General features: G+C 73.3%; 24 protein-coding genes, 3 tRNA genes and 1 pseudogene. 12 read left to right on the plus strand and 16 right to left on the minus strand.

Going from position 1 to position 22,593, the window contains the following annotated elements:
• Window positions 1-72: 72 nt before the first annotated feature.
• Genes hutH through ABD120_RS18925 form a run of 3 tightly spaced genes read right to left on the minus strand, consistent with a single transcriptional unit; the run spans window position 73 to window position 3,138 of the window.
• Window positions 73-1,623 carry a histidine ammonia-lyase gene (hutH, locus tag ABD120_RS18915; RefSeq protein ID WP_343951250.1) on the minus strand — a complete coding sequence of 517 codons (1,551 nt, stop codon included), beginning with the start codon at window positions 1,621-1,623 and terminating at the stop codon, window positions 73-75.
• Between the two features lie 15 nt (window positions 1,624-1,638).
• The gene (locus ABD120_RS18920) at window positions 1,639-2,352 is read right to left on the minus strand and encodes an ArsR/SmtB family transcription factor (RefSeq protein ID WP_343951251.1); all 714 of its coding nucleotides are present in this window, start codon (window positions 2,350-2,352) and stop codon (window positions 1,639-1,641) included.
• 9 nt (window positions 2,353-2,361) lie between these two features.
• Complete coding sequence (locus ABD120_RS18925; protein WP_343951252.1) at window positions 2,362-3,138, minus strand: class I SAM-dependent methyltransferase; 777 nt, start codon at window positions 3,136-3,138, stop codon at window positions 2,362-2,364.
• Window positions 3,139-3,212: 74 nt separating this feature from the next.
• On the opposite strand from ABD120_RS18925, the gene ABD120_RS18930 reads away from it, so the two are divergent.
• The 4 genes from ABD120_RS18930 to ABD120_RS18945 all read left to right on the plus strand — a co-directional run bounded on the left by ABD120_RS18930 (window position 3,213) and on the right by ABD120_RS18945 (window position 4,084).
• Window positions 3,213-3,779 carry a CGNR zinc finger domain-containing protein gene (locus ABD120_RS18930; RefSeq protein WP_343951253.1) on the plus strand — a complete coding sequence of 189 codons (567 nt, stop codon included), beginning with the start codon at window positions 3,213-3,215 and terminating at the stop codon, window positions 3,777-3,779.
• A 63-nt stretch (window positions 3,780-3,842) separates the two neighbouring features.
• A tRNA-Gly gene (locus tag ABD120_RS18935) sits at window positions 3,843-3,914 on the plus strand.
• A gap of 15 nt (window positions 3,915-3,929) precedes the next feature.
• A tRNA-Cys gene (locus tag ABD120_RS18940) sits at window positions 3,930-4,003 on the plus strand.
• Between the two features lie 6 nt (window positions 4,004-4,009).
• Window positions 4,010-4,084, plus strand: a tRNA-Val gene (locus tag ABD120_RS18945).
• A 35-nt stretch (window positions 4,085-4,119) separates the two neighbouring features.
• Here ABD120_RS18945 and ABD120_RS18950 read toward each other — a convergent pair.
• Window positions 4,120-4,815 (minus strand): response regulator, encoded by a 696-nt coding sequence (locus tag ABD120_RS18950; RefSeq protein WP_343951254.1) that lies wholly within the window; start codon window positions 4,813-4,815, stop codon window positions 4,120-4,122.
• Window positions 4,812-5,930: a sensor histidine kinase gene (locus tag ABD120_RS18955; protein ID WP_343951255.1), complete on the minus strand. Its 1,119-nt coding sequence runs from the start codon at window positions 5,928-5,930 to the stop codon at window positions 4,812-4,814. Before ABD120_RS18955 ends, ABD120_RS18950 begins: the two co-directional genes overlap by 4 nt.
• A 165-nt stretch (window positions 5,931-6,095) precedes the next feature.
• On the opposite strand from ABD120_RS18955, the gene ABD120_RS18960 reads away from it, so the two are divergent.
• Window positions 6,096-6,512 carry a DUF6223 family protein gene (locus ABD120_RS18960; RefSeq protein WP_343951256.1) on the plus strand — a complete coding sequence of 139 codons (417 nt, stop codon included), beginning with the start codon at window positions 6,096-6,098 and terminating at the stop codon, window positions 6,510-6,512.
• A 161-nt stretch (window positions 6,513-6,673) separates the two neighbouring features.
• Window positions 6,674-7,855 carry a dipeptidase gene (locus tag ABD120_RS18965; protein ID WP_343951257.1) on the plus strand — a complete coding sequence of 394 codons (1,182 nt, stop codon included), beginning with the start codon at window positions 6,674-6,676 and terminating at the stop codon, window positions 7,853-7,855.
• Window positions 7,856-7,858: 3 nt separating this feature from the next.
• Here the strand turns inward: ABD120_RS18965 and ABD120_RS18970 are convergent, their stop codons facing one another.
• The 3 genes from ABD120_RS18970 to ABD120_RS18980 form a co-directional block, all read right to left on the minus strand.
• Window positions 7,859-8,623 (minus strand): phosphotransferase, encoded by a 765-nt coding sequence (locus tag ABD120_RS18970; RefSeq protein ID WP_343951258.1) that lies wholly within the window; start codon window positions 8,621-8,623, stop codon window positions 7,859-7,861.
• Window positions 8,624-8,698: 75 nt separating this feature from the next.
• Window positions 8,699-9,919, minus strand: a complete 1,221-nt coding sequence (locus tag ABD120_RS18975) for an acyltransferase family protein (protein ID WP_343951259.1) — start codon at window positions 9,917-9,919, stop codon at window positions 8,699-8,701.
• Between the two features lie 19 nt (window positions 9,920-9,938).
• Window positions 9,939-10,751, minus strand: a complete 813-nt coding sequence (locus tag ABD120_RS18980) for an ion transporter (RefSeq protein ID WP_343951260.1) — start codon at window positions 10,749-10,751, stop codon at window positions 9,939-9,941.
• Between ABD120_RS18980 and ABD120_RS18985 the strand changes: the two genes are divergently transcribed.
• Window positions 10,750-11,424 (plus strand): class I SAM-dependent methyltransferase, encoded by a 675-nt coding sequence (locus ABD120_RS18985; protein ID WP_343951261.1) that lies wholly within the window; start codon window positions 10,750-10,752, stop codon window positions 11,422-11,424. The two genes, ABD120_RS18980 and ABD120_RS18985, sit on opposite strands and share 2 nt — an antisense overlap.
• Here ABD120_RS18985 and ABD120_RS18990 read toward each other — a convergent pair.
• Window positions 11,400-12,236: a PHP domain-containing protein gene (locus ABD120_RS18990; RefSeq protein ID WP_343951262.1), complete on the minus strand. Its 837-nt coding sequence runs from the start codon at window positions 12,234-12,236 to the stop codon at window positions 11,400-11,402. The two genes, ABD120_RS18985 and ABD120_RS18990, sit on opposite strands and share 25 nt — an antisense overlap.
• A 91-nt stretch (window positions 12,237-12,327) precedes the next feature.
• On the opposite strand from ABD120_RS18990, the gene ABD120_RS18995 reads away from it, so the two are divergent.
• Both ABD120_RS18995 and ABD120_RS19000 read left to right on the plus strand, forming a co-directional pair.
• Complete coding sequence (locus ABD120_RS18995; RefSeq protein ID WP_343951263.1) at window positions 12,328-13,404, plus strand: LLM class flavin-dependent oxidoreductase; 1,077 nt, start codon at window positions 12,328-12,330, stop codon at window positions 13,402-13,404.
• Window positions 13,401-13,982 (plus strand): FMN reductase, encoded by a 582-nt coding sequence (locus ABD120_RS19000; RefSeq protein WP_343951264.1) that lies wholly within the window; start codon window positions 13,401-13,403, stop codon window positions 13,980-13,982. The genes ABD120_RS18995 and ABD120_RS19000 overlap by 4 nt, the downstream gene beginning before the upstream one ends.
• A 133-nt stretch (window positions 13,983-14,115) precedes the next feature.
• On the opposite strand, the gene ABD120_RS19005 is transcribed toward ABD120_RS19000, so the two are convergent.
• Window positions 14,116-14,991, minus strand: coding sequence for a hypothetical protein (locus ABD120_RS19005; RefSeq protein ID WP_343951265.1), 876 nt, complete (start codon window positions 14,989-14,991; stop codon window positions 14,116-14,118).
• Window positions 14,992-15,125: 134 nt separating this feature from the next.
• Between ABD120_RS19005 and ABD120_RS19010 the strand changes: the two genes are divergently transcribed.
• The 3 genes from ABD120_RS19010 to ABD120_RS19020 are packed head-to-tail and all read left to right on the plus strand — an operon-like array spanning window position 15,126 to window position 17,339.
• The gene (locus tag ABD120_RS19010; protein WP_343951266.1) at window positions 15,126-15,671 is read left to right on the plus strand and encodes a hypothetical protein; all 546 of its coding nucleotides are present in this window, start codon (window positions 15,126-15,128) and stop codon (window positions 15,669-15,671) included.
• A gap of 30 nt (window positions 15,672-15,701) precedes the next feature.
• Complete coding sequence (locus ABD120_RS19015; RefSeq protein WP_343951267.1) at window positions 15,702-16,391, plus strand: type 1 glutamine amidotransferase; 690 nt, start codon at window positions 15,702-15,704, stop codon at window positions 16,389-16,391.
• Between the two features lie 36 nt (window positions 16,392-16,427).
• Window positions 16,428-17,339, plus strand: coding sequence for an SGNH/GDSL hydrolase family protein (locus ABD120_RS19020; protein WP_343951268.1), 912 nt, complete (start codon window positions 16,428-16,430; stop codon window positions 17,337-17,339).
• Window positions 17,340-17,354: 15 nt separating this feature from the next.
• Here ABD120_RS19020 and ABD120_RS19025 read toward each other — a convergent pair whose 3' ends face one another.
• From ABD120_RS19025 to ABD120_RS19050, 6 genes and pseudogenes are all read right to left on the minus strand, one after another.
• Window positions 17,355-18,389, minus strand: coding sequence for an alpha/beta hydrolase family protein (locus ABD120_RS19025; protein ID WP_343951269.1), 1,035 nt, complete (start codon window positions 18,387-18,389; stop codon window positions 17,355-17,357).
• A gap of 89 nt (window positions 18,390-18,478) precedes the next feature.
• Entirely contained in the window at window positions 18,479-18,949 is a 471-nt protein-coding gene (locus ABD120_RS19030) for a DUF6968 family protein (RefSeq protein WP_343951270.1), read from the minus strand.
• Window positions 18,950-19,008: 59 nt separating this feature from the next.
• Window positions 19,009-19,893, minus strand: a complete 885-nt coding sequence (locus ABD120_RS19035) for a ribokinase (protein ID WP_343951271.1) — start codon at window positions 19,891-19,893, stop codon at window positions 19,009-19,011.
• A complete protein-coding gene (locus ABD120_RS19040; protein ID WP_343951272.1) occupies window positions 19,890-21,233 on the minus strand; it encodes an ADP-ribosylglycohydrolase family protein in 1,344 nt (447 codons plus the stop codon). The genes ABD120_RS19035 and ABD120_RS19040 overlap by 4 nt, the downstream gene beginning before the upstream one ends.
• Window positions 21,230-22,393: an ADP-ribosylglycohydrolase family protein gene (locus tag ABD120_RS19045; RefSeq protein WP_343951273.1), complete on the minus strand. Its 1,164-nt coding sequence runs from the start codon at window positions 22,391-22,393 to the stop codon at window positions 21,230-21,232. The genes ABD120_RS19040 and ABD120_RS19045 overlap by 4 nt, the downstream gene beginning before the upstream one ends.
• Window positions 22,390-22,593, minus strand: a pseudogene (locus ABD120_RS19050) (ADP-ribosylglycohydrolase family protein); the annotation flags it as partial. The pseudogene ABD120_RS19050 and the gene ABD120_RS19045, both read right to left, overlap by 4 nt.

Raw genomic sequence — 22,593 nt, forward strand, 5'->3', positions numbered from 1 at the left:
CACCCGCCGCCCCAGGCCGGCGACCTTCCAGGAGGACGCTCCTCGCCCGCGCGGGTTTCTCGCCGTGACGACTCAGGCCAGCGGCCCGGTCACACCCTCGACAGCACGCACGACAGCACCGTCGGCCACCAGCGCCACAGCGTTCTCGATCTCCGGCGCCAGGAACCGGTCGGTCCCCGGCCCCGGCACGCTCTCCCGCAGCGCCGCCACGACGGCCCCCGTCGCCGGGGCGGGCGTGAGCGGCGCCCGCAGGTCGAGGGCGCGCGCGGCCGTGAGGACCTCGATCGCCAGCACCCGCGTCAGCCCGTCCACCGCCCGGCGCAACTTGCGCGCCGCCGACCAGCCCATGGACACGTGGTCCTCCTGCATGGCCGAACTCGGGATGGAGTCGACGCTGGCGGGCACGGCCAGCCGCTTGAGCTCGGACACGATCGCCGCCTGCGTGTACTGGGCGATCATGTGCCCGGAGTCGACGCCCGGGTCGTCGGCCAGGAACGCGGGCAGCCCGTGGTTGCGCGCCACGTCGAGGAAGCGGTCGGTGCGCCGCTCGGACATGGAGGCGACGTCCGCGGCCACGATGGCGAGGAAGTCCAGGACGTAGGCCACGGGCGCCCCGTGGAAGTTGCCGTTGGACTCCACCCGCCCGTCGGCGAGCACCGCCGGGTTGTCGACGGCGCTGGCCAGTTCCCAGGTGGCGACGTTGGCCGCATGGGCGAGCGTGTCACGGGCGGCGCCCGCGACCTGCGGGGCGCAGCGCAGTGAGTAGGCGTCCTGGACGCGGGTGCAGTTCTCGGGTTCGCGGTGGCTGGCCATGATGCCGGAGCCGGCCAGCACGCGGGTCATGTTGGCGGCGGCCAGCGCCTGGCCGGGCTGGGGGCGCAACGCCTGGAGTTCGGGGGCGAAGACGCGGTCGGTGCCGAGCAGCGCCTCGACGCTCATCGCCGCGCTGATGTCGGCGGTCCGCAGCAGGCGGGTGAGGTCGGCGATGGCGAGGATGAGCATGCCGAGCATGCCGTCGGTGCCGTTGATGAGGGCCAGGCCCTCCTTGGCGGCGAGTTCGACGGGTTCGATGCCCGCCTGCTTGAGCGCCTCGGCGGCCTGGACGGTGTTGCCCGAGCGGTCGCGGACCACGCCCTCCCCCATGAGCGTCAGCGCCGCGTGGGCCAGGGGGGCGAGGTCGCCTGAGCAGCCCAGCGAACCGTACTCGTGCACGATCGGGGTGATCCCGGCGCTGATCACCGCGGCGAGTGTCTTCGCGGTGGTCGGGCGGATGCCGGTGTGGCCGGTGGCCAGGGTGTGCAGGCGCAGCAGCATCAGGGCGCGCACGACCTCGGTCTCGACCTCGGGGCCGCTGCCCGCGGCGTGGGAGCGTACCAGGGAGCGCTGGAGCTGGGCCCGCAGTGCGGGGTCGATATGGCGGGTGGCGAGGGCGCCGAAGCCGGTGGAGACACCGTAGGCGGGGGTGGGACTCTCGGCGAGCTCGTCCACCCGCTGGCGGGCGGCGGAGATCGCGGCGATGGCGTCGTCGGACAGGCGGACGGGGGCGCCGTGGCGGGCGACCCGGATGACTTCTTCGAAGTTCAGCGGCTCGGGGCCGACGGTCACGACTTCGTTGTCGCGCATGTTGCACTCTCTCGCTTAGGTAACCGGCGTATGCAAGGTTAGCTCCTTACGTCCGAACAGTCCGAGCCTGCCCTCCTCTGTGATGACCACGGCTCTCGGGACGCTGCCCCTCCTGATCCACTCACGCTCGAACAGGGCCTCGGTGATCGCGGCGCCGAGCGCGCCACCCAGGTGGGCGCGGCGTTCGGTCCAGTCGAGGCACTCGGGGGCGAACCTCCTGCGCCGGGCCCGCGCTCCGGCCACGTCCACGCCGAGCCGGGCCAGCCGGTCCTCGCCGGCGGGGGTCGGCTCGGTCCCGCGAAGGGTGCCTTCCTCCCGCAGCAGGTCGAGCAGGGCCACGCCGGCCCGGCCCGCCAGGTGGTCGTAGCAGGTGCGGGCCTCCTCCAGTTGCCTGGCCTGGCGCGACTGCCTGAGCGACCGTACGGCGGGGCGGGCGCTGACCCTCGCCAGCACCTCCAGCACCTCGGCCACCTCGTGCCCCGCCAGCCGGTAGTAGCGGTGTCGGCCCTGGCTCACGACCTCGACCAGACCGCCGCCGAGCAGCTTGGACAGGTGAGAGCTGGCGGTGGCCGCGCTCACCCCGGCCATCCTGGCGAGCTCACCGGCGGCGAGGGCGCGGCCGTCCAGGAGAGCGGTGAGGATCGCGGCCCGGGTCGGATCGGCGATGAGCGCGGCGACCGGGGCGATGTCGGCGTCCCCGGCGAAGTGCTCACGTGCTGTGGCTGCCATGTTCCGACGCTAACTCACCGACGTTTCGGTCCGGCCCGAACCTTCCTTGACCGCGCAGAGCAAGCGCTTGTGGCCGTGCTGCCACAGCGTACCGACCTCGGCGAACCCGGCCTCCCGCAGCGCCAGGGCATGGCTGGACAGCAGCAGCGACTCCTCGCCGGTGTGGTCGTCGGACCGCTGCTTGCGGTAGGGGGCGAGGTCGGGGTCGGCGTCGACCGCCTCCCACCAGCTCCGCCAGTCCTCGGGACGGCCGGCCGTGAACATCCGCTCGGTCTCCCGGTCGTGCAGCACGCGTTCGAGACGGGCCAGGGTGGGGGTGACGTCCTCGGTCTGCAGGTGGTCGCCGTTGAGCAGGAGGCCGCCGGGCCGGAGCACGTCGTGCACCTGCTTGTAGAGGGCGGGCAGGCCGGACTTCGGGATCCAGTGCAGCGCCGTGGTGCTCACGGCGGCGTCGGCGGGCCGTTCGAGCCCCAGCCCCTCGGCCCAGCCGGGTTCGCGCAGGTCGAGGTCGGCGAAGGTCAGCTGCGGGTACGCCGCACGCCCCAGGGCCAGCAGCAGCGGGTCGGCGTCGATGGAGACCACGCTCGCTCTCGGCAGCCGTTCCAGCAGCCGGACGGACAACGAGCCGGGACCGCAACCGAGGTCGAGTACCAGCGGGTCGGGCCTGCCGAGGGCCTCGACGGCGTCGATCAACGCGGTGAACCGCTCCTCGCGGTCGGGGAGGTATCCCTCCTGTTGGCGGTCCCAGCGGTCGAGCCAGCCGCGCGCGGCCTCGTGCGTGAGCATCACGGACTCCCTGTAACTGTCGTTTAGACTTTGGACAGTCACTTACACTAGGCGGGAACGAGGTAACTGGTCAAGTGAACTTCAACAGTCACACGGACACGGTGGCGCGGGTGGCCGCCGCGCTCGTCAACGCCCTCACCCCGGGCGAACGGCGCGGCCGCCCCCACATTCCGCCCACCGACCTCGGCGCCGCCGCCACCGAGGCCGTACGCGAAGGCCAGACCCGCCGCCACGACTTCACCGCCGAGGAAGGCGCCGAACTCGCCGAGGTCGCCGCCCGGCTCCGCCAGGCCTTCGAGGCGGTGGACGCCGGAGACCTCGACACCGCCGCACGGATCGTCAACGCGGTGCTGGAGGAGACGAACGCCAGGCCGTACCTCGAACGGCACGACGGGGAGCCCTGGCACGTGCACTTCCACGGACCCGGCGGCAGCGCCGCCCGCAACTGGGCCGCCAGTTGCGCGACCGCGCTCGCGATCGTCCTGGGCAGCGAGTTCCATGATCGGCTCGGACTCTGCACGGCGCCGCAGTGCGACCGGGTCTACATCGACGTCTCCCGGAACGGCACCCGCAGGTTCTGCTCGACGGCCTGCCAGAACCGGGTCAAGACGGCGGCTTTCCGCGCCAGAGCGAAGAACTGATTTGGGGAGTTAGGCGGGGATTCGCTAGAGTGCTTCTCGTCGCCGCAACACCAAGCGGCGCACGCGGAAGTGGCTCAGTGGTAGAGCATCACCTTGCCAAGGTGAGGGTCGCGGGTTCAAATCCCGTCTTCCGCTCGGAGCGTCCTGCTCGGTGGAGTGGCCGAGAGGCGAGGCAGCGGCCTGCAAAGCCGTCCACACGGGTTCAAATCCCGTCTCCACCTCCAATCCCGGGACGATTAGCTCAGCGGGAGAGCGCTTCCCTGACACGGAAGAGGTCACTGGTTCAATCCCAGTATCGTCCACCACGCCCGGCCTGGTCAGGCAGGGTCATCGCCCCAGCTCACGGCTTACGCCGAGAGTCTGGGGTTTCTTGTTGTGCGCTGCGTGGGGTCACCAGGCCGGATTCGTAGGCGAGGATCACGAGCTGGGCGCGGTCGCGGGCGTGGAGCTTGGTCATGGCCCGGTTGACGTGGGTCTTCGCGGTCAGAGGGCTGATCACCATGGTGGCGGCGATCTGGTCGTTGGACAGCCCTCGCGCGACCAGGGTCACGGCCTCACGCTCCCGGTTGGTCAGCTCCTCCAGACCGGCGCGGGGACCGGTGCAGGGCGGGGCGCTGACGTACCGGTCGATCAGCCTGCGGGTGATCGACGGCGCGAGCAGCGCCTCACCGCGCGCGGCGACCCGTACGGCGTGCAGCAGGTCCTCCGGCTGGATGTCCTTCACCAGGAAGCCCGCCGCACCGGCGCGCAACGCGTCGAACACGTACTCGTCCAGGCCGTAGTTCGTCAGGATGACGACGTGCACCGACGCCAGCGCCGGGTCGGCGGCGATGCGGCGGGTGGTCTCGATGCCGTCCACGACCGGCATCTGGACGTCCACCAGCGCGATGTCGGGCAGGTGTCTCCGGGCCAGTGCCAGGCCCTCGCCGCCGTCGGCGGCCTCGCCGACCACCTCGATGTCGTCCTCGATGTCGAGCAGGGCACGGAACCCGCTGCGCAGCAGCGGCTGATCGTCGACCAGCAGGACCCGGATCACGACGTCCGGTCCACGGGCAGTACGGCCTGTACGGTGAACCCGCCCCCGCCACGCGGCTCCGCCCGCAGCCGGCCGCCGAGCGCGGCCACGCGTTCGCGCATCCCGAGCAGCCCGACGCCGGGCATCGGCACGGCCTCCGGTGCCGCCCTGCCGTCGTCGTCCACCTGGATGACCAGGGCGCCGGGCCGGTAGCCGATCAGGACCGAGGCGGTGGCGGCGTCCGCGTGCCGGGCGATGTTGGTCAGCGACTCCTGGACGATCCGGTAAGCGGTCCTGTCCACCGCCATGGGCAGGTCGGCGCGATGCCCCTCGATCGTGAGTTTCGCGTCCAGGCCGCTCGTGCGGGCGCGTTCCACCAGCTCGGAGACGTGCTTCAGCCCGCGCGGCGGAGTCCTGCCGTCGTCGCGGAGCACATCCAGGGTCGCGCGCAGCTCACTGGACGCCTCGCGTCCGGCGTCGCGGATCGCCAGCACCCAGTCCGGCACCGTCTCGCCGCGCCGCCGCGCCAGGTGGACGGCGACCTCGGACTGCACCTTGATGACGGAGATCTGGTGGGTGAGCGAATCATGCAGTTCGCGGGCGATGTGCAGCCGTTCCTCGTCGGCGCGGCGCCGCGCGGTCTCCTCGCGGGTGCGCTCCGCCTCCTCCGCCCGGCGTTCGGCCTGCCGCAGCGCCTCGCCCGCCGCACCGGCGGCGATCAGCCAGGCCAGTTGGAGGACGTCCCGGCTCTGCGCGAGCGCCTCGCCCACCTGCCCGCCGAGCGGTGAGATCAGGATCGCCGGCGGGAGCGCGCCCACCATGGCGACCGACGCGGCCACGGTGACGAGCCGGTGGCCGGCCCGGACCGAGGCGTACACCGCGAACAGATAGGCCACGACCGGCACGTCGAACCCGGTGGCCTGATATCCCAGGGCGCACACACCGGTCACGGCCAGTACGGCGAGCGGCGCCCGCCGGCCCGCGACCAGCGCGAGGCCGCCGGACACGAGCAGCACGTACCCCAGTGGATCGAGGGCCGTCGGGGTGTGCCGCCCGGACAGCGCGGTGACCAGCAGCGTCGCCGCCACGCCGACGGCGATCGCCCAGTCTCTGACGCCGACCTGCCCCCTGCCCATGACGTGCACCTTAGCGGGAGGTCCATGCGGGCGGCCTCCTGCCTGCGAAGGAGCGTGCGGCTACCGCGCCCGCGGTAGCCGCCGCGTGAAATGACCGCGTACGGACAATGACGGCGAACGGGCTCTGCGGGCATGCTCGGCGACGTCCAGTCTGAGGAGGAGCCCATGTCCGTCCGTCATCTGATCGCCGCCGCCGTCCTGCTCGGGGTGTTCGCATGGACCGCGCCCGCGGCCGCCCAGGTGCTGACCGCACCGGTGGAGGCCGACGTGTACACGATGAGCCCGGGACGGATCGCCGCCATCGTCGCGGCGCTGACAGGGCTGGCCGGTACGGTCGCCGGCGCCCTGGCCCTGGCCCGCGCGACCGGCCGCATCGGCACCGGCGACGGCCGGAGAGCGGCCGTGTCGGCCGTGGCGGCGGGACTGGTCGGCGTGATCGTCGGCGGACTGGTCGTGGCCACGGCCGACGGCGGCCTCGGCACCGGCAACGGCCTGGGCGGCGGCCTCGTCGCCATGCTGGTGGGGCTGGCCGGGGCGCTCCTCGGCGGGCTCACCCTGGCCAGATCCCGCCGACCGGTGTGAGCGAATCGCCCCGGACGAACCCGAAGGCCGGCCCCGGCCGGGTGCGCGGCTCGGCCCGGCGCGAATCACGGTGACCATGCGTGACCCGCTCACCGCTGGGGGCCACTCCGAACGGTCATGATCGGGGACCGGGTGCCCGCGTCTGTGATTGGCTGAGGTGCATGGACGATCTCACCGCCTCCCCGAGCCTCGACCGTGTGACCCGGCTGCTGGGCGAGCACCCGCTCATCGACGGCCACAACGACCTGCCGTGGGCCCTGCGCCAGCAGGTCGGCTACGACCTCGACCGCCTCGACATCGCGAAGGACACCTCCGGACGTACCCACACCGACCTGGCCCGGCTGGCCGCCGGTCGGGTCGGCGGCCAGTTCTGGTCGGTGTACGTGCCGTCCACCCTGTCGGGGGGCGCGGCCGTCACGGCCACGCTGGAGCAGATCGACTGCGTCCTCGCCCTGGTGGAGCGCTACCCCGACCGGCTGGCGCTGGCGCGCACCGCCGAGGAGGTGGAGGCGGTCTTCGCGGGGGGCAGGATCGCCTCGCTGATGGGCGCGGAGGGCGGGCACTCGATCGACTGCTCGATGGCGACGCTGCGCATGCTGTACGCCCTGGGCGTGCGTTATCTGACGCTGACGCACAACGACAACACCCCCTGGGCCGACTCGGCCACCGACGAGCCCGAGCACCACGGGCTGACGGAGTTCGGCGAGGAGGTGGTCGGGGAGATGAACCGGCTCGGCATGCTGGTGGACCTGTCGCACGTGTCCGCCGACACGATGCGGCACGCGCTGCGGGTCACCCAGGCGCCGGTGATCTTCTCGCACTCGTCGGCGCGGGCGGTCTGCTCGACGCCGCGCAACGTGCCGGACGACGTCCTGGAGAGCCTGGCGGGCAACGGCGGCGTGTGCATGGCGGTGTTCGCGCCGGATTTCGTCTCCCAGGAGGCCTGGGACTGGCGGACGGCGGCCAAGGCGGAGGCGTCCGCGCGGGGCCTGGCGCCGGAGCAGTGGGAGGAGTTCGTGGCGGAGTGGCAGCGCGCCCGTCCGCGCCCGGAAGTCACGCTGGCGCAGGTGGTGACGCATCTGGAGCACATGCGCGAGGTCGCGGGCATCGACCACGTGGGCATCGGCGGCGACTACGACGGCTGCGACATGCGCACGCTCGGGCTCCAGGACGTGACCGGCTACCCCCGCCTGTTCGCGGCGCTGGCCGAGCGCGGCTGGTCGGACGCCGACCTCGCCAAGCTGGCGGGCCGCAACGTGCTGCGGGTGATGCGCGACGCCGAGGCGACCGCCCGCGACCTGCAGCGGCGCCGTGCGCCCAGCCTGGCCCGCTTCTCCGTCTGAGGGTCAGAAGGACAGCTCGTCCAGTTCGCGGACGGCCAGTTCCATGTCGTCGGCCACGCCACCACGCAGCAGCCGGCCGTACAGGGCCTCGTCCAGCGCGCCGCGCCGGCGGATCTCCTCGGCGCGGACGCGCATCCGCTCCTGCACGACCGCGACGAGCACCCGGGGATCGCCCCGCCAGCCGTACGCCTCCAGGAACATCCGCAGCCTGCGCGGCCGGTCGGCCGGTTCGGGGAAGCCCTCGGCCGCCGCCACCCGCCACGCGCTGAGCGGCACCCAGCCGACGGCGGTCCAGCCGACGTCGGACTCGACGCTGGCGGGCCCGGCGAAGTCCCAGTCGAAGAAGCCGGCCAGGTGGCCGTCGCGCCAGGCGGCGTTGAACGGGCTGGCGTCGTTGTGGGCGATGATCAGCCCGGGCGACCAGGTCTCACCGGTACGCCAGAGGGCGCCGGGCCGGGGGACGAAGTCGGCGACGGCCGCGTGGTAGGCGCGCAGCCACTGCCCGGCCTGCACCAGCGCGTCCTCCGAACGGGCCCACGCGGGCCACACCGTACGGTTGCCGACGGCGTCCCCCTCGATGTAGGTGAGGATCTCCCTGCCCTCGGCGTCGAAGCCGAGCACCCGGGGTGCGCCCGCGAAGCACTTGCCGTCGAGGTGGCGCAGCAGGTCGTGGACGGCCGGTGTCCAGACCCGGGTGGGGCGCCGGACGGTGGTTCCCATGCGGATCGCGCCCGCGTCGTTGCCGCCCTCCAACCGCTCCGGCTCCATGCGCCTTGCCTCTCGTGACGGGCCGTCACCCGTCCTGCGCAGGGGGCGGGCAAAACGCCTTCCAGGATGACGGGCCTACCGGCCGCTGTCTACTCCCCGCAGCGGCTTGAATCGGCCCGCCAGGCGGCGGCCGTACGCCTGCATGGGCTGTTCGAGGTAGCGGTGGCTGAGCCAGCTCACCAGCACGGTCACCAGGAGGAAGGCGGCCGCGACGCCGAACTGGAGCGCGACGGGGGACCAGCGCAGGTCGCCGGTCACCTTGATGGTCGCGGTCAGCAGCGGGTGGTGCAGGAGGTAGAGGGAGTAGCTGATCACGCCCAGCCAGACCAGGGGGTGGGGCACGCGCCGTCCGCGCAGCAGCATGGCGCCCGCGAACGTGGCGGCGGCGAGCGCGAGGGTGGTGAGCCAGACGCGGGGTTGCACCCACCACCATCCGGCGTCGATCGCCCAGACGGGGGCGATCGCGAGGAGCGCCGAGGTGAGGGCGACGGGCCAGAGGGTGCCGGTGCCGCGTTCCCAGCGCTGGATCGCGGTGCCCGCGAACATGACCGCGACGACGGCCGCGCCGAACCACGGCACCCGGCTGCTGAGCAGCAGCAGCGCGAGCGCCATGAGGCCGAGCGCGCAGCCGCCCGCGACACGGACCGGACCGGGGACGGCGCCGGAGACGACGGCGGCCAGACCGAGCGCGAAGACTGCGGCCGAGGCCCAGCCGAGCCAGCCGCCGGACAGCGGCGGCGCGGCGAGGAGCACCCCGGCCGCGACGGCGGCCAGTGCGAACAGGACGGCGGCCAGGCCGCGGCCCTCGCGGACGCCGGTGACGAACAGGGCGGTGACGAGGAGGTAGAAGACCATCTCGTAGGAGAGCGTCCACATGGTGTCGGCGATGCCGCCGACGCCGACGACGTCGAGGAGCATGGTGGCGTGCGAGGCGGCGGAGGCGGCCTCGCGGGGCACCTGTTCGCGCACGGGCAGCCACCACGCGAAGGCGAGCATGACGGCGATGACCGCGAGGTAGAGGGGGTAGAGGCGGAAGAACCGCCCGAGCCAGAAGGCCCGCACGTCGCCCCGGCGCTCCAGCGAGGTCGGGATGATGTACCCGCTGACGAGGAAGAACACCAGCACGCCGTAGAGGCCGAGATTGAACCAGTAGGGGCGCAGCCAGGGGATCGCCCAGGTCAGCAGGTGCTCGGCGACGACGGCCAGAGCGCCGAGGCCGCGCAGCGCGTCGAGCCAGGCCAGTCGGGGGGCGGCCGGGCCGCTGACGGAGGGGTCCTCGCGCTGGGTGGCCGTCATGCGCTCCAACGTATCGGAGCTAGCGGGAGTCCTCCACGAGGCGGTCGAGCTTGGCGTGCAGCGCGGCGAGGTCGGACCTGACCCGGGCGAGTTCGGCCTGGGTACGGGCCTCGGCGGCCGACGCCTCTGTGTCGTGCATGGCGTTGACCACGACGGCGATGAACAGGTTCAGGGCGACGAAGGTGGACATGAGGATGTAGATGATGAAGAACACCCAGGCCCACGGCTTGTGCTCCATCACGCTCTGGGCGACGTTGCCCCAGTCGTCGCCGGTCATGATCTGGAAGAGGGTGAACAGCGAGCGCGGCAGGTCGTCGAAGCGGTCGGGCACGACGTCGCCGAACAGGCCGGTGGCGATCACCGCGGCGATGTACACGAGCAGGAGGAGCAGGCCGAGAATGGAGGCCATGCCGGGTACGGCGGTGAGCAGGGCGGTGACGACCCTACGCATGCTGGGTACGGCCGACACCAGGCGCAGGGCCCGCAGGATCCGCAGCGAGCGCAGCACCGACAGGGCGCCGGTGGCGGGCACGAGAGCGATGCCGACGATCAGTGTGTCGAACCAGTTCCACGGGTCCTTGGCGAACTCGTTCCGGTAGGCGTACACGCGGGCGGCCAGTTCGACCACGAAGACCGTCAGGGCGACGCGGTCCACGAGGTGCAGCAGCCCGCCGACGGCCGCCATGAGCTCGGCGCTCGTCTCCAGGCCGATGGTGACGGCGTTGATCAAGATCACCGTGATGATCGACCGCTGCACCGCCGGAGTCTCCAGGATGCGGCGGACCCGCTCGCGGGGCGCGGCGGTGACGGCCTGGGGGGAGGACAGATCCATGTCGATCATCGTAGGGATCGCCGAATGGGGGCATGTACGGCAGATGAAGCTGCTCAAACACCATCATCCGCACGAGGGGGCGCCGCTGACGCACCCGCGCGCGTACGACTTCTGCTGCTCGCTGCTGTTCCTGGGGCGACGGCGGGAGATCTTCACCGGCCTGGCGCGGTTGTCGGGCGCCCGGCCGGGCAGCCGGGTGCTGGACGTCGGCTGCGGCACCGGCTACCTCACCCGGATCCTGTCGCCGGTCGTCGGGCCGGAGGGACACGCCACCGGACTGGACCCGTCACCGGCGATGGTGGAGCACGCGCTGCGGCTGGCTCCGCTCAACTGCTCGTACGTGGTCGGGGAGGCGGGAGCGCCGCAGTTCGCCGACGGCTCGTTCGACGTGGTCACCTGCACGCTGGCGCTGCACCACGTGCCGGAGGAGGGGCGGGGCGAGGCCGTGCGGGAGATGTTCCGCGTGCTGCGGCCGGGCGGGCGGCTGCTGGCCGCCGACCTGCGCCCGCCGGTGAACCCGCTGCTGCTCCGGGCGGCCCGCACGCTGGGCGGGCCCGCGCTGCGGCAGGACCCGGCCCGGCTGCTCGACGACCTGGTGCCCGCCGCCGGCTTCTCCGTCGTGGAGACCGGGGAACTCGGGTGGCTGCACTATGTGCGCGCGGTGCGGCCCTGAGCCATCAGCGCCTCGTACGCCGAGGGCGCGGTCGTCTCGCAGCCGAGCCGGTGGCCGGTGAGGTCGCCGTGGTCGTCGCTGGAGCCGGTCGCGACCAGGCCGAGGTCGGCGGCCAGGCCCCGCAGGCGGGCTCTGGCCGCCGGGTCGTGGTCGGGGTGGTCGATCTCGACGCCGTTCAGTCCGGCGCCGGCGAGTTCGGCCAGCAGGGCGTCGGGCAGTTCCCCGCCGCGCCGGACCGCCTTCGGGTGGGCGAGGACGGACACGCCTCCGGCGGCGCGGACGAGGGCGACGGCGTCCGTGGGGTCGGGGGCGTACCGGGTGACGTGCGCGCGCCCGCCGACGCCGAGCCATTCGGGGGTGAACGCCTGCGCGGGGTCGGCGACGACGCCGAGGTCGGCGAGAACGCGGGCGAGGTGGGGCCGCCCGACGACGCCGCCGCCCGCGACGGCGCGCACCTGTTCCATGGTGATGGGGACGCCGAGGCCGGCGAGGCGGGCCACCATGGCCTCCGCCCGGCCCTCGCGGCCCTGTCTGATCAGTTCGCACTCGCGGGCCAGTGCCGGGTCGGCGGGGTCGAACACGTAGGCGAGCAAGTGCACGCTGCGCCCGTCGCGGCGGCACGACAGCTCCATGCCGGGGATCAGGGTGAGGGTGTCGCCCGCGGCCTCGGCGGCGGCGGCGTGGCCGGCGACGGTGTCGTGGTCGGTCAGCGCCAGCACGTCGAGGCCCGCCGCGACCGCTCGCGCGACGACCTGCCCGGGTGGGAGGGTGCCGTCCGAGGCGTCGCTGTGGCTGTGCAGATCGATGCGCATGGCACCGATTGTGCCGGGTGCGGGAATATCGGCGGACGCGGATGCGCTACAGGCCATGTTGAAAGTTCAACAGTCAAGATTGGTGATGAAAATGCAGTTCGGCATCTTCACCGTGGGGGACGTCACCACCGATCCCACCACGGGCACGACACCCAGCGAGCACGAGCGCGTCAAGGCCATGGTCGCCATCGCCCTGAAGGCCGAGGAGGTCGGCCTCGACGTGTTCGCCACCGGCGAGCACCACAACCCGCCGTTCGTGCCGTCCTCGCCGACCACCCTGCTCGGCTACATCGCCGCGCGGACCTCCAGGCTCGTCCTGTCGACGTCCACGACGCTCATCACCACCAACGACCCCGTCAAGATCGCTGAAGACTACGCGATGCTCCAGCACCTGGCGGACGGCCGGGTGGACCTCATGATGGGACGCGGCAACACCGGCCCCGTCTACCCGTGGTTCGGGCAGGACATCCGCGACGGCATCCCGCTCGCGATCGAGAACTACGCGCTGCTGCACCGGCTCTGGCGCGAGGACGTCGTCGACTGGAAGGGCCGCTTCCGGACCCCGCTCCAGGGGTTCACCTCGACGCCGCGCCCCCTCGACGGGCTGCCGCCGTTCGTGTGGCACGGCTCCATCCGCTCGCCGGAGATCGCCGAGCAGGCCGCGTACTACGGCGACGGCTTCTTCGCCAACAACATCTTCTGGCCGAAGGAGCACTTCCAGCGCCTGATCGACCTGTACCGGCAGAGGTACGCCCACTACGGGCACGGCACCCCCGAGCAGGCCATCGTCGGACTCGGCGGGCAGGTGTTCATGCGGGCGCGCTCGCAGGACGCCGTCCGGGAGTTCCGTCCCTACTTCGACAACGCGCCCGTGTACGGCCACGGCCCCTCCCTGGAGGAGTTCACCGCCGAGACGCCGCTCACCGTCGGCAGCCCGCAGCAGGTCATCGAGCGGACCCTGTCGTTCCGCGACACGTTCGGCGACTACCAGCGGCAGTTGTTCCTCCTCGACCACGCCGGGCTGCCGCTCAAGACCGTGCTGGAGCAGCTCGACATCCTCGGCGAGGAGGTCGTGCCGGTGCTGCGCAAGGAGTTCGCCGTCGGCCGCCCCGCCGAGGTGCCGGAGACCCCGGCGCACGGCCGTCCCACCCTGGAGGTGTCCTCATGAGGATCGTCGCCGTCACCGCCGGGCTCACCCGGCCCTCGTCCACCCGGCTGCTGGCCGACCGCCTGGCGGCGGCCGTCGCCGGGCGGCTGGAGGGGGCCGAGGTCGAGGTGGTCGAGCTGCGGGAGCTGGCCACCGAGATCGCGCACGCGTTCGTCACCGGGTTCCCCGGCCGGACGCTGCGCGAGGCGCTGGACGCGGTCGCCTCGGCCGACGGGCTGATCGCGGTCACGCCGATCTTCACGGCGTCCTACAGCGGGCTGTTCAAGTCGTTCTTCGACGTGCTCGACCCGGACGCGCTGGCGGGCAAGCCGGTGCTGATCGCGGCGACCGGGGGGACCGCGCGGCACTCGCTGGCGCTGGAGCACGCACTGCGGCCGATGTTCTCCTACCTGCGCGCGATCGTGGTCCCGACCGCCGTGTACGCGGCGTCGGAGGACTGGGGAACGGAGGACGGGCTGAGCGAGCGGACCGACCGCGCGGCCGAGGAACTCGCCGCGCTCGTCCGCGACCGCAAACCGGCGTCGGAGCCCGCGTTCGTGCCGTTCGCCGAGCGACTGGCCGCCCTCGCGGACGAGTGACCGGTCGCGCTCTTCGAGCGCTCCCTTTCAGTCGCCACGGCAAAGCCCTTCCACCCCCACCCGCCGCCGTGCCTTGCCGGCCTTCCAGGGCCACGCCCCTCCCCCGCTCCCCACCCCGCCGCGACGCCGCCCGTCAACCATGCCGAGGGCCGGCAGGGGGTGGGGTGTGCCCCTGGCGGCCCGCGAGCGCCGCCGCCACCTGTTTGAGCAGCGCCAGCGCCCGGATCTCGCGCCGCATCACCGTCAGCGCGTCGATCGCGGCCGGGTCGTCGAGGGCGCCCAGCGCGTTGATCACCCCGCCGCACAGCCGCTCCTGCTGCCAGCGCCCGCGTGCCTGGCCGGAGGTGCGGGCGGCGACCGAGGCGAGCGCGGGCACCACGCCCGGCAGGCCGAGCAGCGCCGCCGCCCACGCGAAGCCCTTGGCGACGTCGACGTTGGCCTCGCAGACCACGAAGGAGCCCGGCCGGAAGGCGTGTGAGGTGTCGTGGGCGAAGGCCGCGAGCGCCGCCGCGACGAGCGCACGGGCGTCCTCCCGCTCGCAGAGCCGGAGGACGCCGGTGCGCCAGCGCTGCTGGGGGCGCGGCCCGCTCAACCCGCACAACTGCTCGACCAGGGCCGTGAGGTGCGGCGGCGGGGTCGGCCCCAGCGCACGGCGCACGGCTTTGCCCCACTCGTCGGCCTCGACGGGCAGCCCCGGCCCCGCCGGGCGCAACTCGGCCAGCCGCCGCTGCAGCCTGCGGCACTCGACCGCGTCGAAACCGGTGCCCTCGATCGCCTCGACGAGCGGCCGCGCCGCCCGCCACACCGCCTCCCGGTCTTCGCCGGTGAACCCGTGAGCGTGCTCGACCAGCGGCCCCAGCCAGGACTCGTCGCGCCAGCGGAACTCCCATCCGGACAACGCGCCGAACACCTCGGCCACCTGCCGGGCGTCCCAGTCCGCGTGCGCGTCGAACAGCCGCGCGGGACGGCTGGGCCGTGGTGCGGTCAGGATCTGCTCAAGGGGGCTCATGGGCGAGATCATGGCGGTCGGCACCGACAGAATCGGGGGCATCTGGGATCGCGGATGGCGACAAGGTAGGTTGTCCCAGAGCCGAAAGGGAGTGAGTCATGTCAAACGGTGCACGTCATGCGCTCGGGGCCCTCTTGGGAATCCTGTTGCCCACCCTGGTCACCGTCGGCCTGATGTTCGGCGCCGGGGGCTTCACCTCCTCCTACAGGGAGTACACCCCGCCGCTGCTGCCCGCCCTGCTCATCATTCTGACAGCGGTCCCGCTGGCTTTCCTGTTCAGCTCCCGGATCTCGCCGGTCGCCTCGCTCATCGCCGGGCTCGGTTACACGCTGCTGGGCCTGATCCCGGTGCTGGAGTTCTCGCTGAAGACGGCGCTGGTACCGCTCAACGCACTGCCCGTCGACATCGCCCGAGGCTACTCGACGGTGGCCTACAGCGGGATGCTGCTCCTGCTGGGCGCCACGCTGCTGGTCGCGTCGGCGTTCCCGTCGCGATGGCGCTCGCCGCGACCGGCCAGGCACGCCGCGCCGTACCCGCCGCCTCCCGGTTACGGCCCCCCGCCACCGCGACAGCAGCAGCCTCCGCAGGGTTCGATGTTCCAGCCGCAGCCCCCTCGCCCCTCGGGGCCGCCCGCGACCGGCGGGCAGGAGGACGTCACGCGGCCCATGCACCGCGACTGAGCACACTTACGACAGGGAAAGAGGCAGTGGATGCCGGGAACGGTCCTCATCGTGCAGAACAGCCGCACCGGCGGGCCGCGGCGGTTCGGCGGCTGGCTTGAGGAGGCGGGGCTGCGGCTCGACGTCGTCCGGTGCCATGAGGGCGAGCGGCTGCCCGCCACGCTCGACGGCCACCGCGCCCTGGTGGTCATGGGCGGCGGCTACCTGCCCGACGAGGACGACCGGGCGCCGTGGCTGGCCGACACGCGGAAGCTGACGCTCCAGGCTATCGAACGGCAGGTGCCGTACTTCGGTGTCTGCCTGGGCGGCCAGGTGCTCGCGCACGTGGCCGGAGGGGTGGTCACGGCCGACACCGGGATGCCGGAGAACGGCAGCACGCCGGTCACGATCCGCGCGGAGGCGGCCGACGACGCGCTCTTCCACGGGCTGCCCGAGGTGGTCCCCGCGATCGAGCACCACGTGGACGCGGTCACCGAGCTGCCGCCCGGCGCGGTGTGGCTGGCCGAGACCGAGCGGTGCCCGTACCAGGCTTTCCGCGTGGGCGGCCGGGCGTGGGGCGTGCAGTTCCACCCCGAGGTACTGCCGGAGCGCGTCCTGGAGTGGGAGGTCGACGGCTTCGACCCCGACGAGCTGCACGCGCGCGCGATGGCCGACGAGCCGGTCTCGACGCCGATCTGGCGGGAGGTCACGGCCCGGTTCGCAGCTCTATCCATAGAGTGACGAGACATTCACTCAATGTGACGACACAATGGTCGGGTGCTGGTTCCCCTGATCCTCGCGGCCGGGCTGATCGTCTCTCCCGCCGAACGTGTGCGCGAGTACGTCGCGCTGGGCGACTCCTGGAGCGCCGACGCCTCGCTCGTCGACATGACCACCGAACACGTGCCCAGCGGATGCGTGCAGAGCTCGCGCAACTACCCCAAACAGGTGGCCAAGGCCCTGCGCGTCACCACGTTCAGAGACGCCACCTGCGCGGGAGCGACCACCGCGCACCTGACCGCCAAACAGGACGTCAACCGGGTCAAAGGGCTGATCGGCGGCGTCAACGCGCCCCAGTTCGACCGGCTGCGGCGCACCACCGACCTGGTCACGCTCGGCATCGGCGGCAACGACATCGGCCTGGCCGGCGCCGTCCGCCACTGCATCAGCCTGCTGCCGAGGCTGTCGTTCGCCCCGGCGGCGTCGCTGCCCGCGCCGTTCGGGTCGCCGTGCCGCGACAGATGGGTGAAGAACGGCGTCGACACGATGTCGCGCGACATCCGCGCCACCGAGGCCAAGGTGGTCGCGGCCGTCAAGGGCATCAGGCAGCGCTCGCCCCGGGCGCACATCATGCTCGTCGACTACTTCGCCGGGCTGCCCGAGGACGGCGGCTGCTACCCGTACGTCCCGGTCACCGACGTCGACATGCGCTACCTGTCGGCCAAGCTGCGTGAGCTCAACGCGGCGCTGGCCAGGGCGGCGAGGGCGACGGGCGCCACGTTCGTCGACACCTACACCCCCAGCAAGGGGCACGACGTGTGCCAGCCGTCGAGCAAGCGGTGGATCGTCGGGCTCCTGCCGCTGTCCACCGACCCGCTGGGGCCCGCGGTCCCCTTCCACCCGAACCAGGCCGGCGCCGACTATCAGGCCCGCACCGTACTGGCCACGCTCCGCTCCGCGGACGTCTGAGCGTTCGAGCGCCCGTCAGCGCAGGGCGTCGGAGATCGCCACCGCCGTCGTGCGCCAGATGGGGGTGGCGGGGTCGATGACCGCGAAATGGTCGCCCGACATCTCCAGGTAGGTCACGACGTCTCCGGACGCCGCCGCCGCTCTGGCGTACCTGCGGGAGAAGTCGACCAGGTCCAGGTCGTCGCCGGAACCCTGGACGATCAGCTGGCGGACCTTCAGCGGCAGGCGGGCCAGCGGGCTGGCGGCGCCGTACACGCCGGGTGTGTACGCCTCGGGCCCGCCGAGCGCGGCGGCGACGGCGCCGGAGCTGAGCCAGCGGCGATCGCCTTCGGCCAGGTCGGCCACGCCCGCGAGCGAGACGGCCAGGGCCACGCGCGCTCCGTCGGCGGCGGCGCGCAGCGCGAGCTGCCCGCCCGCCGAGTGCCCGGCCACGGCCACCCGGTCGAGGTCGAGCGGGGCCTCCGCACCGGCCAGCGCGGCCAGGCCCGAGGCCAGGTCGGCGACCGTGGCGTCCCAGCCGTGCAGGTCGGGGCGGCGGTATTCGAGGTTCCACACCGCGAAGCCGCGGCCCACCAGGTCGGCGGCGAGGGCCTCCATGAGGTCCGCCGCCCAGACGGAGCGCCAGTAGCCGCCGTGCACAAGCGCGATCACCGGCAGCGGCCCGGCCTCGTCGGGGAGGTACAGATCACCCCACTGGTCGGATTCCCTGCCGTAGGGGATGCGGCGGCTCGGGTGGTCGAGACGGTGCAGGGCGTGCCTGATCGCCCAGGTGAGGCCCGCGATGCCGCGCCCGTGCAGGTGGGTGGCGCCCACGCCGGGGCTGATGCCGTCGTCGCGGGCCAGATCGAGCCACACCACCGGGCCGTGCTCCTCGGCCATGAGGGCACGCACCTCGGGCTGCGGGCCCGGGACGGCGACGACGCAGACGCCGTCGCCGATCGCCTCCCCGAGCGCGCGGGCGTCGGCCACGTGGACGACGGTCCCCGGGACGCCGAGCGCGCCGAACTCGTGCTCGGCCACCTCTGACAACAGGGCGCGATCTGCGATCACGCCCGGACCCACCAATACCCGGACTTCCCTCACGGTTCCCGACCCTACACAGCGCCGGTCCGGCACTGCGTGCTCGCCCGCCCCCAGGCTCACACCCGCATCTCGCCGGGCAGGCGGGTGTCGGCGTCGAGCAGTTCGACGCCGAGGAGTTCGCCGGCGTCGGTGAAGTCGAGGACCACGTCGCCGACCACCTCCTGCCTGGCCGCGTCGCCGGGGACGATCTCCCGTTTCATCGCGATGTAGGCGGCGTTGAGCTCGTGGTCGACCCGCACGTAGACGGTACGGGGGCCGGACCAGTCGTCGTCCCAGAACAGCAGGCCGGAACGGGCCTCGGGCGAACTCGCCACCGCCGTGCGCAGGACCGCGAGCACCTCCTCGACCACCTGCAGCGAGTCGGAGCCGGTGACCTTGCGCTCGTGCTCCCAGCCGTCGAGGCCGTCGATGCGGTACGGGCACGACCACTCGCCCGTGGGCTCCTCGTACGGCAGCCCGACCGTGACCGTGACCTCACGCGGCGGGTCGGTGCCCAGGGTGAGGACCCGGCTGGCGATCTCGTACATGCTGTGCGACCTACCCAGGAGCCGCCGCCTGAAGCGGTACGGCCGTCCAGCGGAAAGCCTCAGCCGAGGGCGGCGTCGATCTCGTCGCGGGTCGGCATCGAGCTGCTCGCGCCCGGCCGCCGCACCGACAGCGCGGCGGCGACCGACGCGAAGCGAAGGGCCCGCTCGGGCGCCAGCCCCTCGATCCGGGCGACGGCCAGCGCCCCGGCGAAGGTGTCGCCGGCCGCCGTCGTGTCCACGGCCTGCACGGGTTCGGCGGGCACGTGCAGCCGCTCACCCGTACGGGCACCGTACAGGGCGCCCTCGCCGCCGAGGGTGATCACCGCCTCCGGCACCCGTTCGAGCAGCGCCGCCAGCGCCGCCTCCGGGTCGGACTCGCCGGTGATCCCGGCGGCCTCGTGCTCGTTCGGCACCAGCAGGGTGACCGCCTCCAGCAGCTCGTCCGGCAGCGGCCGGGCGGGCGCGGGCGTGAGGATCACCGGCACGCGCGACACCCGGGCGGCCTGGGCGGCCGCGACCACGGCGGGCATGGGCAGTTCGAGCTGCAGCAGCAGCGCCCGCGAGCGGGCGATGGCCGCCAGGTCGGCGCCGGAAGGACCGGTCATCGCGCCGTTGGCGCCGGGGACGACCACGATGGAGTTGCCGCCGTCGTCGTCGACCACGATGTGCGCGATGCCGCTCGGGCCCGGCACGGTGCGCAGCCCGGCCACGTCCACACCGGCTCCCGCGAGCGTGGCCCGGATCTCGGCGCCGAACCCGTCGTCGCCGACGGCGCCGAGGAAGACCGTCCGGGCTCCGGCGCGGGCGGCGGCGACGGCCTGGTTGGCGCCCTTGCCGCCGGGGACCGTGCGGAAGGCGTGCCCGGTCACGGTCTCGCCGAGTCTGGGCGCCTTGGCGACGTAGGCGACCAGGTCCATGTTGGCGCTGCCGAAGACGGAGATCATGATCCCATCATCTCCTGTGTCCGCCCGGCCAGCTCGCGCAGACTCACCCCGTCGAAACCGGTCAGGCTGCTGGACAGGCTGTCGCGCATGAGCCACCGTTCGGGCACGCCCGCGCCGAGTGCGCCCGCGACCGAACCGACCGTGGCGGCGGCCGAGTCGGTGTCCCAGCCGCCCGCGACGGCGCCGGCGACGCTCGCGGTGAAGTCGCCGCCGCCGTGCACGAGGGCGGCGGCGGCCAGAGCGGCGTTGTTGATCGTGTGCACCCAGTGCAGGGCGCCGTGGCGGGCATACAGGGCGTCGACGACGCGCTCGAAGTCGTCGTGCTCGCGGGCGTCGGCGACCGCCAGCCGTACGGCCTCGTGCAGCCGCGAGCGCTCGGGCACGACCGACAGGCCCGCCGCGACCGCCTCCTCCGCGCTGCCCGCGACCAATGAGCTCGCGCACATGGCGGCGGCGAACATGGCCCCGTACACGCCGTTGGCCGTGTGGGTCAGCCGGGCGTCGCGCCAGGCGTACTCGGCCGCCGTGCCCGGGTCGCCCGGATTGACCCAGCCGTAGACGTCGGCGCGGATGAACGCGCCGATCCACTCGCGGAACGGGTTGCGGCGCACCGCCGTCCCGGGCGGTTCGACGCCGTCGAGGAGGTTGCGGTAGGCGACCCGCTCGGCGGTGAACGTCCGGCCGGCGGGCAGCTCGTCCAGCCAGACCTTGGCCACGTCCTCGGTGGTGAAGGCGCGGCCGTGCCGTTCGAGGACGCTGAGGGCCAGCAGCGGGTAGTTGAGGTCGTCGTCCTCGGGGATGCCGTCGATGTTCTCGGCCAGCGAGTTGACCGCGCTGCGCCGGTTCCACGGCCAGCGCCCGGCCACCTCGGCGGGCAGCCCCTGCGCGGTGAACCAGCCCCGGATGGGCCAGTTGCCCGTGGCCTCGGCGATCTCCCTGATGCCCTCGCGCGGGATCTTCTCCACGGGCTTGCCGAGCACGCACCCGGCGGCCCGCCCCTGCCAGGCGCCGAGCACCCGGGCCGGGTCCGCCCGGTGGCGGGCCGGGGCGGGCCAGCCGGGGCAGGCGGCCCTGATCTCGCCCAGCTCCGACGGCTCCTCCAGCGGCGACGCCAGCTCGGCCAGCTCGTCCAGCAGTTCCTCCGCCGGCCCGCGCAGCCGCGCCGCGCCGGGTTCGGAGGCTCCGGCGCGCGGCGGCGCGTCATGGCCGCCCGCCGCGTGCCAGCGCTCGGAGATCTCCCGGATCCGCGCCGGGTGCGCCCGCGCCCTGCCGTCCTCGTCGGCCTGGCGCAGCTCGTGCCCGACCAGGTCCTCCGGCTGCACCCAGGTGAGACGGATCATCGCGCGACCAGTTCGGCGAAGGCGGCGTCCGCCGCCCGCCTGCGCTCCAGGTCGTCGGCGCGCACCCGCCGCGCCACGTCGGCGATGTCGCGGCCCGGCCCCACGATGTCGGTACGGCTGGCATCCCCGACCCGCTCCACCCACTCGGCGGGCACCGAGGACAGGCCGCCGAGCGCGCCCGCGACCGCGCCGCCCATGGAGGCGATCGAGTCGGCGTCGCGCCCGTAGTTGACGCCGCCGAGCACGGTGTCCCGGTAGTCGCCCTTGGCGATCACGAGGAAGGCGAGGGCCAGCGGCAGTTCCTCGATGCTGTGCGTACGGCTCGGCCGCCGCGCCCCCAGCCCCTGGTCGCGGTAGGTGTCGGCGACCGTGTCGAACGGGCGCATGGCGGCCCGCAGCCGCTCGAAGGAGCCGTCCCAGTGCCCGAGGCCGCCGGCGGCCGAGCAGACTGCGTCGATGGCGGCCCTGGTGCCGTCCTTGGCCAGGCGCAGGGCGGCGCCGACGACGCCGTCCACGGTCGCGCCGGGCCGCATCGCCTCGGCGACGGCGGCGGCCAGCACGCCCGCCGCCTCACGGCCGTAGCTGGACTGGTGGGCCCCGGCCAGGTCGACGGCCTCGGCGTAGGCGGCGTCCGGGTCGCCCGCGTTGACGATGCCGACCGGGGCGACGTACATGGCGGCGCCGCAGTTGACGATGTTGCCGACCCCGGCCTCGCGCGGATCGACGTGCCCGTAGTGGAGCCGGGCCACGATCCACTTCTCGGCGAGGAAGACCCGCTGCAGCGGCAGCGCCTCGGCCTCCAGTTCGGGGATCCAGCGGCGCTCGCCCATCATCTCCGGCACGAGGTGCTCGGCCATGGCGTAGGCGTCCAGGTGGGCGCCGGCCTTCTGGTAGACGCGGATGAGCGCGTGGGTCATGAGGGTGTCGTCGGTGATGTGGCCGTCGCCCTTGTGGTAGGGGGCGATGGGCCGGGCGTTGCGCCAGTCGGCGTAGTAGGGGCCCACGATGCCGTGCACGGGGCCGCCGTACCTCTCGACGATCTGCTCGGGGGTCCAGCCTTCGGTGGCGCCGCCCAGCGCGTCGCCCACCGCCGCTCCCGCCACGCAACCGGTGGCCTTGTCGGCGAGTGGGTCGGCGAGCGAGTGCTCGAGCGGCGTCATGTGAGTCCTTCCGTGAGATCCATCAGGTCGCGGCCTGCCAGTTCCGGCAGGCAGCATCCGGCGAGCGTGCGGGCCGGCGCGATCCATTCGGGCGGGATCGCCCCGAACCCGCCGCACGCCCCGGCCAGCGCTCCGGTGAGCGCGGGCGCGGAGTCGGCCGTCGCCGCCAGGCAGGCGGCGGCCGGTACGGCGGCGGCCGC

The sequence above is a fragment of the Nonomuraea longicatena genome, assembly GCF_039525605.1.
Lineage (GTDB): Bacteria > Actinomycetota > Actinomycetes > Streptosporangiales > Streptosporangiaceae > Nonomuraea > Nonomuraea longicatena.